Consider the following 20,038-nt stretch of genomic DNA (forward strand, 5'->3'; position numbering starts at 1 on the left):
TGATAATACCGTGGGCGGTGTATGCGGACAGCCCTCAGACGGAGGACAGCTCCATTGTGACGGAAAGCTCTGCGGCGGAGGCTATGGCGGAGCAGGGGGTCATCAAGGAGCAGAAGAACGCCACAGAGAACACGGAGACGGACTGGGTACTTTTCGGCTGTATCGGTGGCGGTGCGGTGGTAGTGCTTATAATGATAGGGCTTATGGCTAAGAAAAAATAATACATATTAGGGCGGCGTGGGCTGCCCTTTTTTGTTGGGGTGATTTGTTACGATATGTTTTGGTGAATGCTGTTTGCACCGAGAGTGTTGAAAAACATCGGGGGCCTCTGCGGGATAGTACGAGAGATTTTTTTTTGTTTGCAACTTTATTTGTTATTGCACGTCTTTATAGATGAGGGGAATTCTTATGAGTTTCTTAAAACAACGTCTTTATTTATTGACTTGTATTCTTTTTATGGTATTATTGACGCTATTCGGCATTAGTATCCCTTAGTGGTCATTAAGAGACATTTAGAACTCTATTTTACGTCACTTTTTGAGGTAGAAATCTCAGAAACCGCGCTATTTCGTCAAACTCAAAAATCTACCTGATTTAAGATTTTGGGTAGAAACTTGGTAGATACCTACCGCCGTCAAGGTTGGTAGAAAGTTGGTAGAAACCCTAAAACAAACGGTAGAAAGCCTGTTGACAAAGCAAATTGAATAATGGACAATAGCGGACGGTGTTTCATAACAGAAGTGCTGTCCGCTATTTTTATGCCTAAAAATTGAATATTGCACATCGCTTCTCACTGAGCCTGTACACAAACAGGATGATGAGGAGCTTTTTTATTTCAGATGAAACTTGTCAAGGAGGTCTTTCTATGCCGAACCCTACTGAGATCAATCTGCTCAATTACCATTTTGAAGCCAAAGCCTGTGACGAACTGCTGACGGCTATGCTTAACCATTCAGACTTTGACTACGTTACGGTCGATGAGCTTCGCCATTACAGTGAGCTTTCGCAGTTCACTTTCGATGAGCTTCGTACCGCTGTGTATGAGCTGTGCAAGAGAGGTTTCCTCCTTGTGGTGCAGAAGCCGTATGGTCATGTCTATGCGGTCAACAAGCTGCGAATATCCAATATGGAATTTGTGTACGGAGCGTAAGCCGAGGTGAGAGAAATGGACAAGATGAAAAAAGCAAAAAAGACAATACCAGATACGATCTGCCGGGTACATAGGTCAGGCGGCTATGCCGTTCTAAGCAACTGCTTTGTGCGTTCAACCAATATCGGCTGTGATTCGATAGGACTGCTCGGTAAGATCAATGACTTGCCGCCTTCATGGAATTTCACGATAGCCGGACTTGTGGCTATCTGTGAGGACGGGGAAACAGCGATCAAGTCTCAGCTTGCTGAACTGGAGCAATGGGGATATGTCAAAAAGACCTTGCTGATGCCAAATGAGTCCCCTACGGGCAGGATCAGCTATCTCTATGATTTCTATGAATACTCTGAACTGGACGACTCTATCCCGAAGTATGACATAGAAATGGAGACTTTCACAGCAGATAACGCTACCCTGAACCGTGTAAAGAAGGACAGTAATTTCACCATTATCAGTGCAAAGCTCATCAGGAGCAATAAGATCAGAAACAAACTGATCGGCTTTATGATGAAGGTTCTTTCTCTGCCGAATAGCTGGAATTTCTCTATGTCAGGACTGAAAGCTATCTGCAAAGAGGGCAAGACTGCCGTGCATAACGCTGTGAACAAACTGATTGACTTGGGCTATCTGGTTCGTACAAAGCTCCTGTCTAACGAGAGCGTTCATAATTGCTTTGAATATGTGTACAGCTTTTTTGATGTTCCTGTCAGCAAGGAAGAAGCTGACGAGCTTGAAGCCGAGACCAGACGCAAGGCTATCACGATTCGTGAGGGCGGCAAGGCAAAAGCTGCTGTTTCTTCTGCGGACGAAAAACAGGGGGTGGAAAACCCGTATCTGGACAATCCACCTGCTGAAACTCCGCTGTCTGAAAATCAGGGACAATATAATACTTACAATTCAATACAAAAAAATCAATTACTGAGTGATAAATCCTCTATCATTCCTGCGGCGGCAAAGCCAACTTTCAACATTTCGGGTGTTGAAAAATCTGCTGAGAGAGTGACCGACGGATATAACGCAGAAGAAGTTGAGTATTACACGGAAGTTATCAGGGAGAATCTCGACTACTGGCATCTTGGTGACTGGCTCTGTCAGGACGGTCGGGACGGTTATGCAGAAGCAGATGAAATCGTTGGCTTTATCGTTGATGAGATATGTTCACCTCTGCCCTATACCACGCTCAGAGGTACAGCATTCCCCAGAACCGTTATTCAGTCAAAGATGCTTAAAGCCAATATCTACATGGTCGAAAGTGTCATTGAAAAAATGGCTTTGATTGACGATATTAAGGACTTCCGCAGATATTTCATTAGTTCCCTCTACAACGAGGTACTGACTTATCATTTTAACGAAGGTTGTGAGAGCCGTAACATTGACGAACAGATCAGGCGTGATTTCGGCTATGGCGTGGCTGTCTGACCGAGAAAGGAGGTGTTTTTATGGCTGCAAAGAAGAAGGCGGACAATCCTGCTTTTACGGGCAGAAACGTCGCTCTTACCGAGATTGCACAGACAAGCGGTATCAGTGTCGCTGCGCTCAAGCAGGGACTCCGTGAGGGTGCGCTCGACTTCGGTTATGCTATCCCCTGCGGTGAGGGCAAGATGTATCGCTATTACTGTCCCGACAAGCAAGTATGGGAAAAGCTCGGTTATTATAAGCAGGACGCAGATCCCGAAGCCGCCTGAAAGTCTGTAAACGACCTGTTTTACAGCTTTCACAGCGAATTTGAAGCGATCGTCATGGATATGCTCGGTGACAGGATAGACAGAAAAACGCTTGACACCGTGTTTTCTTCTTTTGACGAGCTTCAGGAGGAATATCACAACAAGCTCTATGAGCTTTTACGGGAGGTGAAAAATCATGGCTAAGAATATCCTGACACAGAGTAACGATATTATCAACTACGATAACCTGATCGCAGTCAGCGTGGAAATCTGCCCCATTGACTATGCGGAGGATCGTGTTGTTGACGAACCCTGTATTGTCGCTATGGACGTTAACGGCGGACAAACAATTCTTTTCCATTCCCCGAACGAAGATGAGGTCTGTGCGGCAATGAGCGACTTTATCCGCTGGCTCCAGAACGAAGCGTTCAGCACGTTTGAGATGCCCGAAGGAAACGAAGGCGGTGATGCGTAATGCCGTCCGACTACGAAAGCGGTGCGAAGAAAACCATCGACATTTCGATCAAGGCGGAGAAAATGACCGCCGATGTGCTGAAATCGGCATTGCAGGAGTTTATGTCGGGTAAGGCAGAGAAAAAGGGACGAATGACCTACAAGCAGTTGCAGGCAAAGTCTCCGTCAAAGCTCGACAGCATTGAGGTTTCAGACCGGAATATCGGGGATTTTCTGAAAACCGCACGAAAATACGATGTAGATTTTGCCCTGAAAAGAGATAAAAGCACCTCGCCGCCTACCTATCATGTTTTCTTTTCCGCTGCCAAAACAGAGGATTTCAAGAGAGCATTTTCAGAGTATGTCGGCAAGGGACAGGGCAAGACACAGAAGCGTGGTGAGTTCACCCGTGAGCAGATGCAGCAGCAGGCGCAGAAGCTCAGGAGCAAGCCCCGCAAACAGAAACAGAGAGAGAAAACAAGGGAGAACAGACGGTGATCTATAACCACTTCCAGCCTGCACCCGTTCCACGGGCAAGGGGCGATGATACTTTTACGGCGATTTTTGATGCCGATACTGTGAGAAAGGATAAGACTGCTGATTGCAGCTTAACACCAGGAAGCTCAAAAAGCTGATCATCAAGGCTGTTCCCTATGCAGTTTTCTCTTATGTGGGCAACCTGATCGGCTTTGCATACCGTACCGCTGAGGGCGAGGGATTTCAGGAAAAAATCCTGCCTTTCATGAGCAATCTCGGTGTGGCATTTGCACGAATCTTTCCCAGTTTACACCCGTCGGATATTTTATTCGGGTTGGTACTGGCGGGTGTCATGAGACTTGTTCTCTATATCAAATCGAAAAACAAAAAGAAGTTCCGCCAGGGTGAGGAATATGGCTCTGCCGTATGGGGCGGTGAAAAGGATATTGAGCCATATATGGACTTATCCTGCCCCGAAAACAATGTCATTCTCACACGGACGGAATCTCTTACAATGGGCAAGCCCTCTGCACCAAAATTCGCCCGAAACAAGAACATTCTTGTGATCGGTGGTTCAGGTTCAGGTAAGACACGATTTTTCGTGAAGCCGAACCTGATGCAGATGCACTCCTCTTATGTAGTGACCGACCCGAAGGGTACGGTGCTTGTGGAATGCGGAAGAATGCTCCAAAGGGGCCGCCCGAAACGAGTTGACGGGAAAGTTGTGTACCGCAGGGATGATAAGGGAAACTATCTCAAAGACAAAAAAGGCAGATATATCCCTGTTTATGAGCCTTACAAGATCAAGGTGTTCAATACCATTGATTTTGCGAAGTCGATGCACTACAATCCGTTTGCATACATCAGCAAGAAAAACCGTGAGAAGGACATTCTCAAATTCGTGGAAGTCCTTATCAAGAATACTACTTCTTCTCAGCAGCCGTCCGGCGATGACTTTTGGGTAAAAGCTGAAAAGCTCCTATACACGGCATATATCGCTCTGATTTTCGCTATGTATCCCGAAGATCAATGGAATTTTGAAACGCTGATCGACATGATCAACAATTCGGAGTGCCGTGAGGACGATGAGGAGTTTAAGAACTGTATCGACCTTGAATTTGAGATCGTGGAGTGCTGGCTGAACGGCACAAAGCACGAAGATCCCGAAGTCATGGCTGATTACGGTGACATCTTTGAAACGAAACCCGATGCCGAACAACGGCGCTTGGGTGCATTTGCACTCAAACAATTCAAGGCTTACAAGTTGGCAGCAGGCAAGACGGCAAAATCTATCCTGATTTCCTGTTCCACAAGACTCGCGCCTTTTGCAATAGATGAGGTCTTGGAGATCACCTCCTACGATGAGCTGCACCTCGACAAGCTCGGTGACGAGCTGAGTGCGCTTTTCATAATCATCTCCGATACAGACGCTACATTCAACTTCCTTGTGGCGATCATGTATTCCCAGCTTTTCAACCTACTCTGCACAAAAGCAGATAATTCACCGGGCGGAAAGCTGGACTATCATGTACGCTGTTTGTTAGACGAGTTCGCCAATAGTGTGACACGTTCCGTACTGAAAAGGTGCGGCACGTAACAATAAAATAGTTACGTAGAACTATTATTCTGATGAATCGAATGAGGGAGTAACGCCCGGAAAGGTTCACGTTAAAACTACGGACGGCTATGCAGTGTGAAATGCAGAGGTCGTAAGCCCGTGGAAGTCGTGCGAGAGCAGTCCTAACGGAGAAATTTATTTCAGACGAGGAAAGCGCCGCAGAGGTGCGGTGTACTGCCTATAGGGCGGACGGCGGTGCAATATGGTTAGAATGACTTGAAATACAGTCCGACAAAAATCCGAGTGTACGGTTCTAAACGAATGACCGATAGAAATGTCGGGGTGCAAAATGCACGCAGGCGGGGTGGAGTAAAAGTTGTTAGTATGAAACTCCCTGTGCTGTTACAGGCGGCACGTATCCTGAGAATATCGAGGATAATGCTTGCAGGACTAAAGGATTGACCTAAGTTGTACCAATGCTAAGAATAATGGAACGTGGAAAGCAGTCCAGTCGGTGAAATTCACATTTCTATACTGATGTTCAGACGAAAGCGGAGCAATCCGTATAAGCTGATTCAGGACTGTGAGAGTAGTGCCACAGTACCAATGAAACGGTGATAATAAGCCGTGGAGGGATAGGCACAAGTCATTTTCAGAATATTCAATATGTATATGTAGTAATCACAAGGTGATTTCATAGCTTCGGGTATGAGAAAGAAAAAACACGCTGAAAGGCGGTGGTTACTATGACGAAGGAAACTGTAAACAAATCAGAAAAGAATATGTATCGGTACGGCTTGCAAGAGAAGCTCTGCAATTTATATGAGCAAAGCAGGCAGGGAAAGCAGTTCAGACATCTGATGAAGCTGATTGTTTCAGAAGAAAATGTGGTGCTTGCGTACCGGAACATCTGCAAGAACAAAGGCAGTTTTACTGCCGGAGTTGACGGAAAAATCATCACAGATATACAGAAATATCCGATTCAGAAAGTCGTAGAAAAGGTCAGAAATAAACTGCAATTTTATCAGCCGAAACAAGTACGCCGAGTCTATATTGATAAAGGGAACGGCAAACAGCGTCCGCTTGGTATTCCGAGCATATGGGACAGGCTGATACAGCAATGCGTGTTACAGGTTTTAGAGCCTATCTGTGAAGCAAAATTTCATGAGCGGAGCAATGGGTTTCGACCGTACAGGTCTGCACAGAATGCAATCGCACAATGCTATAAAATGATTCAATTACAGAATCTGCATTATGTTGTAGATGTTGACATCAAGGGATTTTTCGACAACATCAACCACGCAAAGCTGATACGGCAAATCTGGTCAATGGGCATTCAGGATTTGAAAGTCCTTGCAATCATCAAAGCAATGTTAAAGGCGGATATATTGTTCAATGACATTGTAACAAGCCCCGAAACAGGAACACCGCAGGGCGGTATTTTATCGCCGCTGCTGTCCAATATCGTGCTGAATGAACTTGACTGGTGGGTTGCCAGCCAATGGGAAATGATGCCGACAAGAGTGGACAGGGAGTACAGCAAGACCGATAAAAAGGGAAATGTTGTCATAGACAGGTCACAAAAATGGACGATGCTTCGGGAGAAAAGTGAGCTGAAAGAGATCTATATCGTAAGATATGCCGATGATTTCAAAATCTTTTGCAGAGATTATCACACAGCAAAGAAAACCTACACAGCCGTTGTGAAATGGCTGAAAGAGCGGCTTTCATTGGACATCAGCGAGGAAAAATCAGGAATTACCAATCTGAAAAAGAACTATATGGAATTTCTGGGATTAAAAATCCGAGCAGTGCCAAAAGGTAAGAAATTTGCAGTAAAATCACATATGACCAATAAGGCAAAAAACAGAGCCAAAAAGAAAGTCGCTGAAAGCACAAAACGTATACTGAACCATAACGACCAGAAATCGCTTGATAAAAATATCAGTCTGCATAATTCTTTAATATGCGGACTGCACAACTACTATAAAATGGCGACACACGTCAGTGCGGATTTTGCCGAAATCGGCTATCCGATTCAAAAAATGCTAAGTGGTGCAAATCACAACAGCAGGCAATGTTCGGTAGAAAAATCAGGTGAAATACGGTCAAGGTTCATCGCAGACAACTACGGAAAATCCAAGCAAATGCGTTGGATTCATGACAGACCTATTATTCCTGTTGCGTATGGCAGAAATTTAAGCTACAAAATCAAATTACAGTAACAGGGCTACATATGCACTAAAAATATTCTGAAAATGATGGAACGCCGTGTGACGGGAAACTGTCACGCACGGTGTGGAGTGGGGGAAAATCTGGTGATTATATCAAAGGATTACCTATCACTATTTGGCGAAATACCGCAGTTTGAGAAGCTCATTGCGACTATTCGAAGCCGTGAAATATCGGCAAGTATCATCTTGCAAGCTAAGAGCCAGCTAAAGGCTATTTATAAAGATAATGCAGATACGATCGAAGGCAACTGTGATACGATGCTGTTTTTGGGCGGTAAGGAGAAGTCAACATTAAAGGAGATCAGTGAAAGTCTCGGCAAAGAGACAATCGACTCCTTTAATACCTCTACGAACAGAGGTCAGAGCGAGAGCTACGGTATGAACTATCAGAAGCTCGGAAAAGAGCTGAAAAGTCAAGACGAACTGGCGGTCATGGACGGCGGTAAATGTATCTTACAGGTGCGAGGAGTGCGTCCGTTCTTCTCGGACAAGTTTGACATTACCCGTCATAAGCAATATCCAATGCTTTTGGACGATAATCCTGAGATGGGGTTCAACATCGAAAAATATGTGAGTGACCAAAAGGCGATGCGTTTGAGACTGTCTCAACAGGAGAAGTTCACGGGGTATGGTGTTGATATGACGGCCGCCGGACAGGAAGTTACAACAGTATCAGCAACAGAAACAGAAACCGCTGATACTCAAAATTCTGAGGAAACCGACGAAAAAGAGATATATGTCGGATTTTAACTCGGACAGTGAAGAAACCGAACAAAGAGATAATCGGTTGAAGCTGCGGACATTCTTTACTTTATTTTTTGAGGGAGACTTTTTACCTATGAACGAACTGAATATTTCTGCGGTCGATGCTACCGCTATGGAGACAGCAACCACTACCTCTGCACCTAAGCACAAGTGGCTCTCTAAGCTCACCCGTGGTGCAAAGAAGGCAACGATGTTCTGCACTGTTGCAGGCATCATGGCATCTACCTGTGCAACTCAGGCATTCGCAGCAGGCACAGGCGAGGTCGATACCTCGTCCTTCATCACTACTGCCTGCACCGTCCTCAAGAGCGTTATCTGCCTGATCGGCGGCGGTGTTTCGCTTTGGGGCGTCGTAAACCTCCTTGAAGGTTACGGCAACGATAACCCCGGTGCGAAGTCTCAGGGCATGAAGCAGCTTATGGCTGGTCTTGGTCTGATCCTGCTTGCTATCATTCTCGTTCCCGTACTTGAGGGTATGATGACGGGTGCAGTGTAATCTGACACACGGCTAATCAAGAAAAGAGACAAGCGTAAACCTCGGCTGAACGCTATATAAATAATGCCGTTCCAATAGAATTATGAAAGGTCGCTCAGCGGTGGTTTGTGGTGGGTATGAGCGATAAGACAGAATGGGAATAAACATCGGTTATCTGACAGCTAACCGAACAAGTGCAGGAGATGAGGTCTACACACCATTTTATGCGGTAGAACCGTTACTGGAGTTTCTTCCGAAAGATAAGAAGATATGGTGTCCGTTCGATGAGGAATGGAGTGCTTTCTATCAGTTTCTTTCGGAAAAAGGCTATGAAGTGGAGCGAAGCAGCTTGAAGGAGGGACAGGACTTTTTCAGGTATGAACCCGAATATTGGGACATTCTTGTGTCCAATCCCCCATTCAGCAAAAAGAATGAAGTCTTAAAAAGAGCTTTTTCTTTTCAGAAGCCCTTCGCTCTGCTCCTGCCCGTGAACAGTATTCAAGGCAAGGCGAGATATAAGATTTTCAACAACGAAATTCAGATGCTCTCCTTTGACGGGCGTGTGGACTACCATACACGGCAGAACATGGAATGTACCACTAAGGGCAATCACTTCGGCTCTGCTTATTTCTGCCGTGACCTTCTGCACTCCAAACTGGAGCTTCGGCAGCTTGTCAAATATGACAGACCTTTAGTCACTCCCACGATTGGAGGTGATGAATAATGGGAATTATCAGCGATGCGATCGATGCACTGGAAGATTGGTGTAAAGACCTGTTCAAAGACGGTATAACAAGCCAATTCGACGGCATTTCCGACCTCCTGTCCGATACGTTCTCGCAGACAACAGGAACGGGCGGCAGCGGCGGACTTGTCAATGACTTCGTAACTCAGCACCCGTCACAGTTTACTGGCGGCGGTACTGGCGGAACAACGATCTGGACAACGATCGAAACGCTTTGCAACAATGTCGTAGTGCCTATCGGCGGTTTCATTCTGACAGTTATCCTGCTGAATGAACTGATACAGATGGTACTGCGAGGAAATAACTTCAAAGACTTTGATGATTCTATTTTTATAAAATGGATCATAAAAGCACTTTGCGGTGTAATTTTGGTCGCCAACACCTATTACATCGCTTCGGCACTATTCTCGTTTGGCACAACGGTATGCTCCAACGGGCTTGCCACACTATTCGGCAGCGGAGATTATCTCTCCGAGACGCTCTCCATCAACAGGACGGCTCTCAGCGGTCTGAGCTTGGGCGAGCTGATGACGGTGTGGTTTATTTCCCTGATCGTTCATCTTGGGGTGCTGATACTGATAGTCGCTATCGTTATCACACTTGCAAGCCGTATCATCGAGGTGTTTATGTATCTCAGCATTGCACCGATCCCTATGGCTACAATGATGGACAGCGGTGAATGGGCTTCTATCGGTAAGAACTGGATCAAACAGCTTCTCGCTCTTTCTTTCCAGGGGTTCTTTATCGTAGTGGCACTCGGTATTTTCAAGACGCTTTTCTCCAATGCAATCGTTGCTCTGAATGCAAGTACAGACGGCGTTATCCTGCAAATGGGACTGCTTCTCGGCTATACCGCAGCACTTATCTTCACGATTCTCCGCACAGGAGCTATCTCAAAATCTGTGTTTAGCGCACATTGAGAACAAGATCGGAGGTTTTATGGCACATTATGTACCGATCCCAAAGGACTTTAACGACATCAAAGAGAAGTTCATCATGGGATTTACAAAAAGACAGGTAATATGCTTCGGTATCGGTCTTGTTCTTGGTGCGCCTGTGTACTTTCTCACAAGAGCGTCTATCGGAATGTCGGGAGCGATCTTCGCTATGGGTGCGGTCGCCGCACCTGCGATACTCTGCGGCATTTACAAGAAAAACGGGGTGTTCTTGGAGAAACAGGTGAAGTTCATGCGTGAATACTTCACAAGACCGAGAAAGCGATATTACCGAACAACAAACATTTTCGTTTCTATCGAAAGACAGATCGAATACAACAGAATCAAGAAGAAGCTGAGAGATGCCGAAAGAAAAGGCTGATACGGCTCTTATATATAATAGTATAACTTTCGGTGTCTCCGCTTTGAAATAAACGGAGGTCACAATGGGCTTTAGAAAGAGAAATGCCAAGTTAAGTGATAATAAGTCGAAGTCGGCTGTTATCATGGGCAAGCCTGCCTCACAGCTTACAAAAGAGGAGAAAAAGATACTCTCCGCACGAATGGCGGAGATCAGGAGTGAAAACGGCGGTAAGAATACTGTGCAGAACACGATACCGTTTCTTTGTATGTACAAGGACGGTGTGTGTCAGGTCAGCGAAAACTTCTTTTCCCTGACGGTGCAGTTTTACGATGCCAACTACTCCATTGCAGAGTTTGATGAGCAGAACAATATCTTTTCCAAGTATTGCGATGTGATCAATCTCTTTGACAATACGATCAAATTTCAGCTTACCTTTGAAAATCAGAACAGATCAAAGGCAAAGCTCGTCAAAACGGTGCAGATACCCGAACACGACGATGATTTCAACTCTATCCGCAAGGAATACAGCGAAATGCTTACCGACAAGCTCCTGAAAGGCAGCAACGGTCAGTCAGCTCGTAAGTTCCTGACATTCGGTATCGAATCCACATCATACAAGGCGGCAAGGGCAAAGCTCATGAGCATTAAGAACGATGTTATCAAGGGCTTCAAAGCCTTTGGTGTCGAAGCGGAACTGCTTGACGGCAGACAGCGGCTTGAAGCTCTGTATTATGCCCTGAACCCTTACAGAAATTCCCCATTCATTTTCGATTGGGGCGAAATGCTGAGGGCAGGAATGGACACAAAGGATTTCATCTGTCCGCCCTCGCTCAAATTCAATAAGAGCGATTTTGAGATCGGCAATGCCTACGGCGCTGTGTGGGGTATGAATATCCTCGCCGGAGAGCTGCCCGATGAAATTCTCAAGGACTTCCTTGAAATGCAGAATCTGTTCTGCGTGAACATTCATGTCGAACCGCTGGACCAGATAGATGCCCTGAAATTCGTCAAGAAGAAGCTCACCAATGTGGAGCAGATGAAGATCGACGAACAGAAAAAAGCATCACAGTCCGGCTACGATCCCGACATTCTGCCCCCTGCGATCAAGATGTATATCGAGGATATAGAAAAACTCCTCGGTGATCTGAACAGCAAAAATGAGCGATTGTTCCATATCAGCATTTCGCTGAGGGCATACGCAAAATCGAAGAAAGAGCTGAAACTGCTTTCTGAGATGCTTAAAAGAACTTGCCAGAAGAACAACTGCATGATGTTTCCTTATGACTATCGGCAGGAGCAGACGCTCCTTTCCACACTTCCGCTGTGCTATAACGAGATCCCCGTCCGCCGTGAGATGCACACCAGCGGCATCGCTATTTTCGTACCATTTACAACAAAGGAACTTTTCCAGGACGGACAGGCTACCTACTACGGTATCAATATGCTGTCGGGCAATATGATCCGTGCCAACAGATCAAGGCTCAAAAACCCGAACGGACTTATCCTCGGAACACCGGGCGCAGGCAAGAGCTTCAGCGTTAAGCGTGAGATCCTCGACTGCTTTTTGACGACTCCCGATGATATTATCATCTGCGATCCCGAAGGTGAGTATTATCCGCTTGTTTCAGCTTTGCAAGGACAGCTTATCCGCATTGCTTCAAACAGTGAACAGCATATCAATCCAATGGATATAACCATTGATGATTATCTTTTCAGCAATCCTATGGAAGTTATCGCCAATAAGTCCGATTTTCTGATTTCTCTTTGTGAGATCATTGTCGGCGGTCGTTACGGTCTGTCTGCGGAAGAACGCTCGGTCATTGACAAGTGCGTACAGCGTATTTACAAGGACTTTGTTCAGAATGAACCTACGGTCGAAAAGATGCCGCTGTTGTCTGATTTGCAGGAACAGCTTCATAACGAGGGTGAGGTCGCTCTGCGTGTGGCAAACTCCCTTGAAATGTTTGTCAACGGCTCTCAGAATTTGTTCAACCACAGGACAAATATTGATATGACAAACAGAATTATTTGCTTTGACATTAAGGAGCTGGGCAATCAACTAAAAAAGGTCGGTATGCTTATCGTGCAGGATACGGTATGGAACAGGGTTTCTGCGAACCGTGAAAAAAAGAAGATTACTCGCTATTATATTGATGAATTTCATCTCCTGCTGAAAGAGGAGCAGACGGCGAAATATTCTGCTGAAATATGGAAGCGTTTCCGTAAATGGGGCGGAGTGCCGACAGGTATCACCCAAAATGTCAAGGACTTGCTTTCTTCTCAGGAGGTCGAGAACATCTTTGATAACTCGGACTTCGTGTATATGCTGAATCAAGCCGCAGGCGACCGTGATATTTTAGCGGAAAAACTGCACATTTCCAAAGAGCAGATGAAGTATGTCACGAACAGCGGTCCGGGCGAAGGACTTATCCGCTATGATAAGGTGCTTCTGCCGTTTACGGATAAGTTCCCGACTGATACGCAGATGTACCGCTTAATGACAACCAAAGTTGGTGACGTATAAACTGCGCAGAATGGAGGATTTATGAGCTTACAGAGAAAAGAAAATAACCTCCGCAAAGCGCAGGCACGTTTCGATAAAGTCAGCAGACGGTCGAAGCTGTTTCAGATAGACTTCCGCCGTGAAGCAAACAGCCGAGGTCGATTTCATACCCGTGCATATATCGTCCGTGGCGAGAAGATGCACCACGGCGGCAGGGGTATCATTCACAAGGTCGCTAATGCAAAATACCGTATCACTGGCGATAAGCCCTCGGTCACACGGACAATAAAATCATGGCAGCCCAAGACCATGAAGGGCAAGCTGTTCAAGGCAAATGCCCGTGCTGTGAATTTCACAGTTCACGATGTTACGCAGACGGCAGTCGATACGGCACTCGCTGCGGAGACTGTCGCTATGAAAACATCGGAGACTGCCCAGCGTGAAGTTCGCAACAAGCTCAAACAGAAGTACACCCGTGAAGCGGTGGACGATTATCACCGTGGTGTATTTCTCATGGGCCGCACGGCGGTCGATGCTGTCAAGGGTATGCATCACCACCTGAAAACAAAGAAGCAGTACAAACTTGAAAGGGCGAAGTTTCAGCTAAAGAGAGCCGATAACAGGCTCTACAAGGCGAAAACAGGCAAGCCGAAAATGGCAGCAACTAAGACTGCCCTGAAACAAGCGAAAGCTGAATACAAGGCAAAGGTCAAGCCTGCCCACGGAAATAAGCTCCGAAAGGCTATGAACAAGCGCCGATTACAGGCGTATCAGCAGACAAAGCGTGAGCTGAAATTTGAGCGCAAACAGCTCAGGACTGAAAACAAGTTCCGCACCAAAGAACTGAGAAATCAGCGTAAGATCACAAAGCTCAGTAGTCCGGGACTGCTTGCATTTAAGCCTGCCACCTATACCGCAGGCAGAATGAAAGCGTCCGCTTGGCAAAAGGCGGTCAACGAAGATCAGGACAACGATTTTCTTCACGCTATCGACTCTGCAAAAAGGCGTGTGGTAGAGCCGACTGCACAAAAGGTCAGCAAGCCCCAGCGTTTGCAGAAAAAGGAAAAACAGCGTGACCGTCTGAATGACAAGAAATCGAAGTCCAATAACCGCCTGAGCCGTCAGGAAAGCAAGCTGAAAGACAAACATGACAGCTACAAGAAGCGGAAAAAGCCGAAGCCGAAAAAGAAGAAAAGGGCAAAGGACACGATCTCCGCAGCACTAAAAGCTGCTTGGAAATTCGTGAAGAATGTCTATGAGAGCGAGGTCAAGAAGTTCTTTCTTTGTCTGGCGATACCTGTCATTGTGATACTGCTTGCATTTGCAGTATTTACGATGATATTCTCTGCAACTTCCTCGCACAGCGGTTTCACCCTCGGCACTTATGCGGCTCAGGACTATGACCTCTCCGAAGCTGAGAAATACTACACGGAGCTTGCCTATAACCTCAATCAGAAGATACGCAAGGTCGGCAGTTCTGCTGACTGGCAAAACGGTCTTGCGGCTTTCGGCGCAAACACTGGCGACCTCACCGACACACCTGATGAATGGGTGTGGGGACGTTCCTCGGTCTATGACTATGATCCTGTGTATGACTTCGACACCTACAAGCTGTGGTCGTTCCTCTGTGCCTATTATTATGATTTCGATGCCGATAACGATGATATTTACTATTGGGAATTTGACGGCGATACAGAAGATCTGCTTGAAGAAATCTTCAATGAGGAATATGAGTTCGTCTATTGGTATGATAATCAGTCCCGTTGGGAGGAGCTTTCCCCATACAACTATTGGGGTGGCGGTAATGCTTCATCGGGAACATATTACAGAGCTGAGAAAGATGCCTACATCTATGACGGGCAGCCGTACAGATACCGTTTCAAGCCGATTGCGATAACCTCGGAATTATCGCAGTATGAGGACGATGACGGTTATCTTTGCATTACAGACGGCTATCGTGTGCTTGATGCACAGAACGATTACAGAGAAACAGGCTTCTTTATCATGGATCACCGCTGGTATTCCGGCACAAGCCACCCATTCTACTACATTGATAATGCGACAAATACATTCTTCTTTATGCAAGGCTCAGAGCGCCACGACCGCAGTTTTTGGGGTTGGGACGGCACAGATGCTTGGTTCTTGGTATCGCCTACTGATACTCATATCTGGAACAGCAGTCTGAACGATGTTTGTATGTACGGCTACTATGAGAAATACAAGTGGAAAACGGAGTGCAAGCTCTACTATAACGTAAAGCAGAACAAGACCTTTGATGAGGTCATTGCCGATAAGCTGAGTAGTATGTCCCACAGTGATGAACGCTTACAGTATTACGCCCTGTTGGTCGGCGCAGAGGATTCCGCAACGATGTACGGCAATCATCAGACGCTACACAATCTTCTGCCGGGTGCTACTATCCGTGATTACTCGTTGAAACGTGAGTTCGGTTATGAAATGACGGAGTGGAACACCGACAGCGACGGATTGTATCAGGGTATCAAGGTGTACTGCAATAACGGCGATACACTCAAAGCTCCGTTCAAGGGCAAGATCACCGATGTGAATACCGATGATAACAAGATCACGATACGCAAGGACGATGCGGAGTATTGGTATGACGGCAGCGGCGGTACGGAGCGTGACACGGAAGTTACCATTGCAAATGCTGTGCTGTTAAGCGGCTTCACCGAGGGCGATACGATCAATGACGGACAGGAGTTCGCAAAAACAACAGCAGGAAATGTGAATTTCCACATTTATATAGACACGGACGGCTACGGTTGGGATTATATTGATCCCCGACTGGTGCTGTATTAAGGAGGGACTATGGAGCGAATAGACAAGAAAATCGCTGAAAATCATCAGCGACAGGACTTCCTGCGAAAGCGAATCCAGTCCGACAAGGAGGAGCTTGCAAAACTGGAGTCCGAAGCGAGGGTGCTTGAACACTCTCAGCTCGCCGTAGTTTTTAGCTGTGAGATCAAGGACGTAAACAGTCTTGTGACAAAGGAGCATGATACACTTATGCGCCTTCGCTCACAGGGCATTACGGACGATATGCTTGAAGCGCTTGCAAACGGCGAAATATCAATCAATACAAATTCCGAGGAGGATACAAATGAAAGCAAGATTTTTTAGTGCTATGCTTGCGGCTTTCATGCTTGCAACTGCAAGCGTGGGCGGTATTACCGCTTCTGCCGCTGAAAAGGCAACTGCCGCAGAAGATACGGCAGAGACTACTGCGGTCGATGAGGACAGTTCGGCAGATACTACGGAGACAACTGCCGATACAGAGGAAAATTCCGATACTGAGGAGACTTCTTCTGTTTCAGAAGATAACACCGACGATATGGAGAAGTTCCGTGAAGTCATGGGTGAGCTTGCCGAAGCAGGAACAACTGAGGTTAAGCCTGATTATTACGGCGATTCCTATTACGATACGGACGGTAATGCAACGCTTATCAAGTCCGAGAGGATTGTCTACAATTCCGAGGAAATGCAGTTTATCGCTGTAACAACTAAGGACGGTCATGTATTCTATGTGCTTATCAACTATTCTGCGGAGAATGCCGAAGACCAGGTGTTTTTCCTCAACAAAGTTGACGATTATGACCTCTATGCACTGCTCTATGCCGGAGCTGAGGACGATGATGATAAAAAGAAGATCACTCCTGAACAGGCAGCTCAGGCGGCTGAAAAGGCTAACGGCAGAGTGCAGTCCGGCGACGGCGCGGATACCACAGATACAGCGGAGATTGCTGAGGACGGCGAAGATGCGACCAATTCCGCAGCTCAGGCAAAGCCTATGCCGATGAATAAGAACAGTATGATTCTCGTTTTCGGTGCTATCGCTCTGATCGGTGTCGGCGGTGCAGGCTTCTTCATCATGAAGAAAAAGAACGGCGGCAACAGTAAGTCCGCTATGCAGGTCGAGCCTGAGTATGACGATGATAACGAGATCACTGAGGACGAGGACGATATGAAGTTCTACGATGATCAGGACGATGAGATCTAAGAAAGTGAGGACAAAAGAATGAGCAAGATGAAGAAGATCGGTGTATGTATGGCAGCGGTGTCAGGTGCCGCCGGAATTGCAGGACTCTCCGCAAAGGCGGTCGAGGGTGTACGCAAGAAGTGGTTTCTCCGTGGTTTTGATGCAGGACAGTTCATCGGCAGCTTGACCGCTGCGGAGAACTTTGCTCAGGAAAAGACCGTGATCCAGCAGAAGTATGACAAGCTCTGCGAGGAGTTTGACGAGCTTCAGGAGAACTACAACGAGCTTTGTGAGGACTACTACGAAGCATAATCAACTTTGAACCCAGTGGATTCAAAGTTCCCGACAATTTAACAAACAACATAAGACAATGAGAAAAGAGAGAGAATTTGTCTAATGAAGGTACTCAGCTTATTTGACGGTATCTCCTGCGGTATGGTTGCTTTACAGAGGGCAGGCATACCCGTGGAGTGCTATGATGCGTTTGAGATCGACAGGTATGCCGTCACAGTCTCAAAGCGCAATTTTCCCGTAATCGTTCATCACGGGAATGTATTTGACGGCGATTTTACGAAGTTTCGGGGGTATGACCTTCTGCTCGGCGGTTCACCCTGCACCTACTGGTCTATCGCCAAAAAGGACAGAGAGGTTGATTGCAACGGCGAAGGATTCAGGCTTTTTAAGGAGTATGTGAGAGCGCTCCACGAAAGTGGGTGCAGATACTTCCTTTACGAAAATAATTACTCCGTTCATCAGCGTATCAAGGACGAGATCAGCAAAACGCTCGGTGTTGAGCCTATTATGATAAACTCGGCGCTTGTGTCGGCACAGAACCGTAAACGCTGTTACTGGACTAATATCCCTGTTGCTTCTTTTCCTGTGGATAAGGGTATCCTGCTGAAAGATGTGCTTGAAAGCGGTATGCCGTGGCAGGACAAGTCCTACTGTATGACTGCTTCCTATGACGGTGCGGTGCTGTATAACACTTTGGAGCGCAAGCAGCGGACTATGGTTGCAGAGCCTATCCCGATCAATACATATCAGGGTACGGACAAGTCTCGTACCGTCATGGCAGGCTATCACAAATACGGTGAAGCAACTCTTATCAAAAATTCAGGTTTTAACGGCGGAACAACTGCGGTCGCTATGCCTGTCGGTGCCGCCCAGCGCGGAAGATATGTTGATGAGGGTAAGACCGAACAGCATATCGAAGTGCGTGAGGATGGCAAATCCAACTGCCTGACTACTGTGCAGAAAGATAGTCTTGTATGCACTCCCGTTCGTGTCGGACATTACGGCAAAGGCGGACAGGGACAGCGTATTTATTCCGTAGTCGGTAAGTCCGTTACGCTCTCAGCTAACGGCGGCGGTCAGGGCGCAAAGACAGGTCTGTATAAGATAGACCTTCCTGACGGTGACTATGTTATCCGCAAGCTCACGCCGATTGAAGCGGAGCGTTTACAGACACTTCCCGACAACTATACCGCAGGCATTTCCAATACCCAGCGATATAAGTGTATCGGCAACGGTTGGACGGTCGATGTGATCGCACATATTTTAGGAGGACTTCGTGATGAATGAAGAAATCCTGAACAAGTGCGCCGATAACAACAACTACACCATTTATACTGCTTTTTGCAAAGCACAGCGTATTATGATGCGGTCATATTCGCTCGTGTGCAGTATCAGCGGAGGAAGTGACAGTGATATTGTTCTTGACCTGATACACAAGGTCGATGAGGACGGCAAAGTCAAGTATTTCTGGATAGATACTGGACTTGAATACACCGCCACTAAGGAGCATCTTGACTTCCTTGAACAGAAATACGGTATCACCATTGAGCGTGTCAAGCCCGATAAGCCTATCCCGACCTGTGTGAAACAGTATGGTGTTCCTTTCCTGTCGAAATATGTTTCCGAACAGATGATGCGTTTGCAGGCTCATGGTTTTCAGTGGGAGGACGAACCTCTTGAAGTGCTGTTGCAGAAATATCCTCGGTGCAAGACGGCTCTGCAATGGTGGTGCGGTGAGCGTTACTCTGACAAGGACGGTATTCAGAAGATAAGTCGTTTTTCGATTTATCGTAACCGATTCCTCAAAGAGTTCATCATGGCGAATCCGCCTGATTTCCCCATTTCCAATAAGTGCTGTGAGTTTGCGAAGAAGAAACCAGCAAAGCGTATCGTCAAGGAACACGATGCCGATCTTGACATTACGGGTATTCGGCAGGCTGAGGGCGGTATCCGTTCCGCAGCTTTCAAGACCTGTTTCTCCGAGTGCAAGTCTAAGGGGTGCAATACCTTCCGTCCGATTTTTTGGTATACGGACGGCGATAAAAAGGACTATGAGCAGATGTTCGGTGTGACACACTCCCGATGCTATACGGAGTATGGACTGCGGAGAACGGGCTGTGTCGGCTGTCCTTTCAGCAAGCACATCACTGAGGAGCTTGCGATCATCGAGGAACATGAGCCGATGCTGTATAAGGCAGCGGTCAATATCTTCGGCAAGTCCTATGAATATACAGCGAAATACCGTGCTTTCGTCAAGGAAATGAAAGCCAAAGAGAAAGAGGAGAAGAAACGTGATAGACTATATGGCTCTGACGGAGTATATCCCTGTGTTACTGGTGGTGACAGCGGTGCTTGCACTTCTGATCGGAGTGCCGTACCTGCTGACTACAACGCTCCTGAAATCGGAAAAGGAGCGTGATAACG

At 46.6% G+C, this 20,038-nt stretch carries 19 protein-coding genes and 2 pseudogenes; all 21 read left to right on the plus strand.

Annotated elements, in window-relative coordinates; all coding sequences use genetic code 11:
* Positions 1-221, plus strand: a 221-nt coding sequence (locus AB5Z01_RS11325; protein WP_368365543.1) for a hypothetical protein, incomplete at its 5' end; no start/stop codon positions are given.
* Positions 222-865: 644 nt separating this feature from the next.
* A complete protein-coding gene (locus AB5Z01_RS11330; protein ID WP_195221672.1) occupies positions 866-1,150 on the plus strand; it encodes a hypothetical protein in 285 nt (94 codons plus the stop codon).
* A gap of 15 nt (positions 1,151-1,165) precedes the next feature.
* Positions 1,166-2,569: a DUF6017 domain-containing protein gene (locus AB5Z01_RS11335; protein WP_276712230.1), complete on the plus strand. Its 1,404-nt coding sequence runs from the start codon at positions 1,166-1,168 to the stop codon at positions 2,567-2,569.
* Between the two features lie 20 nt (positions 2,570-2,589).
* The gene (locus AB5Z01_RS11340; RefSeq protein WP_195221670.1) at positions 2,590-2,835 is read left to right on the plus strand and encodes a hypothetical protein; all 246 of its coding nucleotides are present in this window, start codon (positions 2,590-2,592) and stop codon (positions 2,833-2,835) included.
* A 54-nt stretch (positions 2,836-2,889) separates the two neighbouring features.
* Positions 2,890-3,018 (plus strand): hypothetical protein, encoded by a 129-nt coding sequence (locus AB5Z01_RS11345; protein WP_272114374.1) that lies wholly within the window; start codon positions 2,890-2,892, stop codon positions 3,016-3,018.
* On the plus strand, positions 3,011-3,289 hold the full coding sequence (locus AB5Z01_RS11350) for a hypothetical protein (protein ID WP_195221669.1): 279 nt from the start codon (positions 3,011-3,013) through the stop codon (positions 3,287-3,289). Before AB5Z01_RS11345 ends, AB5Z01_RS11350 begins: the two co-directional genes overlap by 8 nt.
* A complete protein-coding gene (locus tag AB5Z01_RS11355; protein ID WP_195221668.1) occupies positions 3,289-3,765 on the plus strand; it encodes a PcfB family protein in 477 nt (158 codons plus the stop codon). Before AB5Z01_RS11350 ends, AB5Z01_RS11355 begins: the two co-directional genes overlap by 1 nt.
* 103 nt (positions 3,766-3,868) lie before the next feature.
* Positions 3,869-5,302, plus strand: a pseudogene (locus AB5Z01_RS11360) (type IV secretory system conjugative DNA transfer family protein); the annotation flags it as partial.
* A 746-nt stretch (positions 5,303-6,048) separates the two neighbouring features.
* Complete coding sequence (gene ltrA / locus AB5Z01_RS11365; protein ID WP_287214485.1) at positions 6,049-7,527, plus strand: group II intron reverse transcriptase/maturase; 1,479 nt, start codon at positions 6,049-6,051, stop codon at positions 7,525-7,527.
* A gap of 126 nt (positions 7,528-7,653) precedes the next feature.
* A pseudogene (locus tag AB5Z01_RS11370) lies at positions 7,654-8,127 on the plus strand (type IV secretory system conjugative DNA transfer family protein); the annotation flags it as partial.
* A 454-nt stretch (positions 8,128-8,581) separates the two neighbouring features.
* Positions 8,582-8,797 (plus strand): Maff2 family mobile element protein, encoded by a 216-nt coding sequence (locus AB5Z01_RS11375; protein WP_117904712.1) that lies wholly within the window; start codon positions 8,582-8,584, stop codon positions 8,795-8,797.
* 133 nt (positions 8,798-8,930) lie between these two features.
* On the plus strand, positions 8,931-9,500 hold the full coding sequence (locus tag AB5Z01_RS11380) for a tRNA (adenine-N(6)-)-methyltransferase (protein WP_287214483.1): 570 nt from the start codon (positions 8,931-8,933) through the stop codon (positions 9,498-9,500).
* On the plus strand, positions 9,500-10,441 hold the full coding sequence (locus AB5Z01_RS11385) for a VirB6/TrbL-like conjugal transfer protein, CD1112 family (protein WP_287214481.1): 942 nt from the start codon (positions 9,500-9,502) through the stop codon (positions 10,439-10,441). Before AB5Z01_RS11380 ends, AB5Z01_RS11385 begins: the two co-directional genes overlap by 1 nt.
* A 19-nt stretch (positions 10,442-10,460) precedes the next feature.
* Positions 10,461-10,838, plus strand: a complete 378-nt coding sequence (locus AB5Z01_RS11390; RefSeq protein ID WP_287214479.1) for a PrgI family protein — start codon at positions 10,461-10,463, stop codon at positions 10,836-10,838.
* A gap of 64 nt (positions 10,839-10,902) precedes the next feature.
* A complete protein-coding gene (locus AB5Z01_RS11395; RefSeq protein WP_195221662.1) occupies positions 10,903-13,344 on the plus strand; it encodes a VirB4-like conjugal transfer ATPase, CD1110 family in 2,442 nt (813 codons plus the stop codon).
* A gap of 21 nt (positions 13,345-13,365) precedes the next feature.
* Positions 13,366-16,143, plus strand: coding sequence for a hypothetical protein (locus AB5Z01_RS11400; RefSeq protein ID WP_287214477.1), 2,778 nt, complete (start codon positions 13,366-13,368; stop codon positions 16,141-16,143).
* Positions 16,144-16,152: 9 nt separating this feature from the next.
* Entirely contained in the window at positions 16,153-16,464 is a 312-nt protein-coding gene (locus tag AB5Z01_RS11405; protein WP_009983786.1) for a hypothetical protein, read from the plus strand.
* Positions 16,445-17,341, plus strand: coding sequence for a CD1107 family mobile element protein (locus AB5Z01_RS11410; RefSeq protein WP_287214472.1), 897 nt, complete (start codon positions 16,445-16,447; stop codon positions 17,339-17,341). Before AB5Z01_RS11405 ends, AB5Z01_RS11410 begins: the two co-directional genes overlap by 20 nt.
* Positions 17,342-17,359: 18 nt before the next feature.
* Positions 17,360-17,632 carry a hypothetical protein gene (locus AB5Z01_RS11415; protein WP_287214471.1) on the plus strand — a complete coding sequence of 91 codons (273 nt, stop codon included), beginning with the start codon at positions 17,360-17,362 and terminating at the stop codon, positions 17,630-17,632.
* 84 nt (positions 17,633-17,716) lie between these two features.
* Positions 17,717-18,901 carry a DNA cytosine methyltransferase gene (locus AB5Z01_RS11420; RefSeq protein WP_287214470.1) on the plus strand — a complete coding sequence of 395 codons (1,185 nt, stop codon included), beginning with the start codon at positions 17,717-17,719 and terminating at the stop codon, positions 18,899-18,901.
* Positions 18,894-20,033 carry a phosphoadenosine phosphosulfate reductase family protein gene (locus AB5Z01_RS11425; RefSeq protein WP_287214467.1) on the plus strand — a complete coding sequence of 380 codons (1,140 nt, stop codon included), beginning with the start codon at positions 18,894-18,896 and terminating at the stop codon, positions 20,031-20,033. The genes AB5Z01_RS11420 and AB5Z01_RS11425 overlap by 8 nt, the downstream gene beginning before the upstream one ends.
* Positions 20,034-20,038: the final 5 nt, after the last annotated feature.

It is taken from the genome of Ruminococcus sp. RTP21359st1_H3_RTP21359_211015, from assembly GCF_040909065.1.
GTDB classification, from domain to species: domain Bacteria; phylum Bacillota; class Clostridia; order Oscillospirales; family Ruminococcaceae; genus Hominimerdicola; species Hominimerdicola aceti.

Coding starts and splice junctions, on each gene's coding strand:
- AB5Z01_RS11410 (WP_287214472.1), top strand. CDS start 16,445: ATGAAAGCAAGATTTTTTAGTGCTATGCTTGCGGCTTTCATGCTTGCA.
- AB5Z01_RS11335 (WP_276712230.1), top strand. CDS start 1,166: ATGGACAAGATGAAAAAAGCAAAAAAGACAATACCAGATACGATCTGC.
- AB5Z01_RS11405 (WP_009983786.1), top strand. CDS start 16,153: ATGGAGCGAATAGACAAGAAAATCGCTGAAAATCATCAGCGACAGGAC.
- AB5Z01_RS11345 (WP_272114374.1), top strand. CDS start 2,890: ATGGATATGCTCGGTGACAGGATAGACAGAAAAACGCTTGACACCGTG.
- AB5Z01_RS11395 (WP_195221662.1), top strand. CDS start 10,903: ATGGGCTTTAGAAAGAGAAATGCCAAGTTAAGTGATAATAAGTCGAAG.
- AB5Z01_RS11330 (WP_195221672.1), top strand. CDS start 866: ATGCCGAACCCTACTGAGATCAATCTGCTCAATTACCATTTTGAAGCC.
- ltrA (WP_287214485.1), top strand. CDS start 6,049: ATGACGAAGGAAACTGTAAACAAATCAGAAAAGAATATGTATCGGTAC.
- AB5Z01_RS11385 (WP_287214481.1), top strand. CDS start 9,500: ATGGGAATTATCAGCGATGCGATCGATGCACTGGAAGATTGGTGTAAA.
- AB5Z01_RS11355 (WP_195221668.1), top strand. CDS start 3,289: ATGCCGTCCGACTACGAAAGCGGTGCGAAGAAAACCATCGACATTTCG.
- AB5Z01_RS11400 (WP_287214477.1), top strand. CDS start 13,366: ATGAGCTTACAGAGAAAAGAAAATAACCTCCGCAAAGCGCAGGCACGT.
- AB5Z01_RS11420 (WP_287214470.1), top strand. CDS start 17,717: ATGAAGGTACTCAGCTTATTTGACGGTATCTCCTGCGGTATGGTTGCT.
- AB5Z01_RS11415 (WP_287214471.1), top strand. CDS start 17,360: ATGAGCAAGATGAAGAAGATCGGTGTATGTATGGCAGCGGTGTCAGGT.
- AB5Z01_RS11340 (WP_195221670.1), top strand. CDS start 2,590: ATGGCTGCAAAGAAGAAGGCGGACAATCCTGCTTTTACGGGCAGAAAC.
- AB5Z01_RS11425 (WP_287214467.1), top strand. CDS start 18,894: ATGAATGAAGAAATCCTGAACAAGTGCGCCGATAACAACAACTACACC.
- AB5Z01_RS11350 (WP_195221669.1), top strand. CDS start 3,011: ATGGCTAAGAATATCCTGACACAGAGTAACGATATTATCAACTACGAT.
- AB5Z01_RS11390 (WP_287214479.1), top strand. CDS start 10,461: ATGGCACATTATGTACCGATCCCAAAGGACTTTAACGACATCAAAGAG.
- AB5Z01_RS11380 (WP_287214483.1), top strand. CDS start 8,931: ATGGGAATAAACATCGGTTATCTGACAGCTAACCGAACAAGTGCAGGA.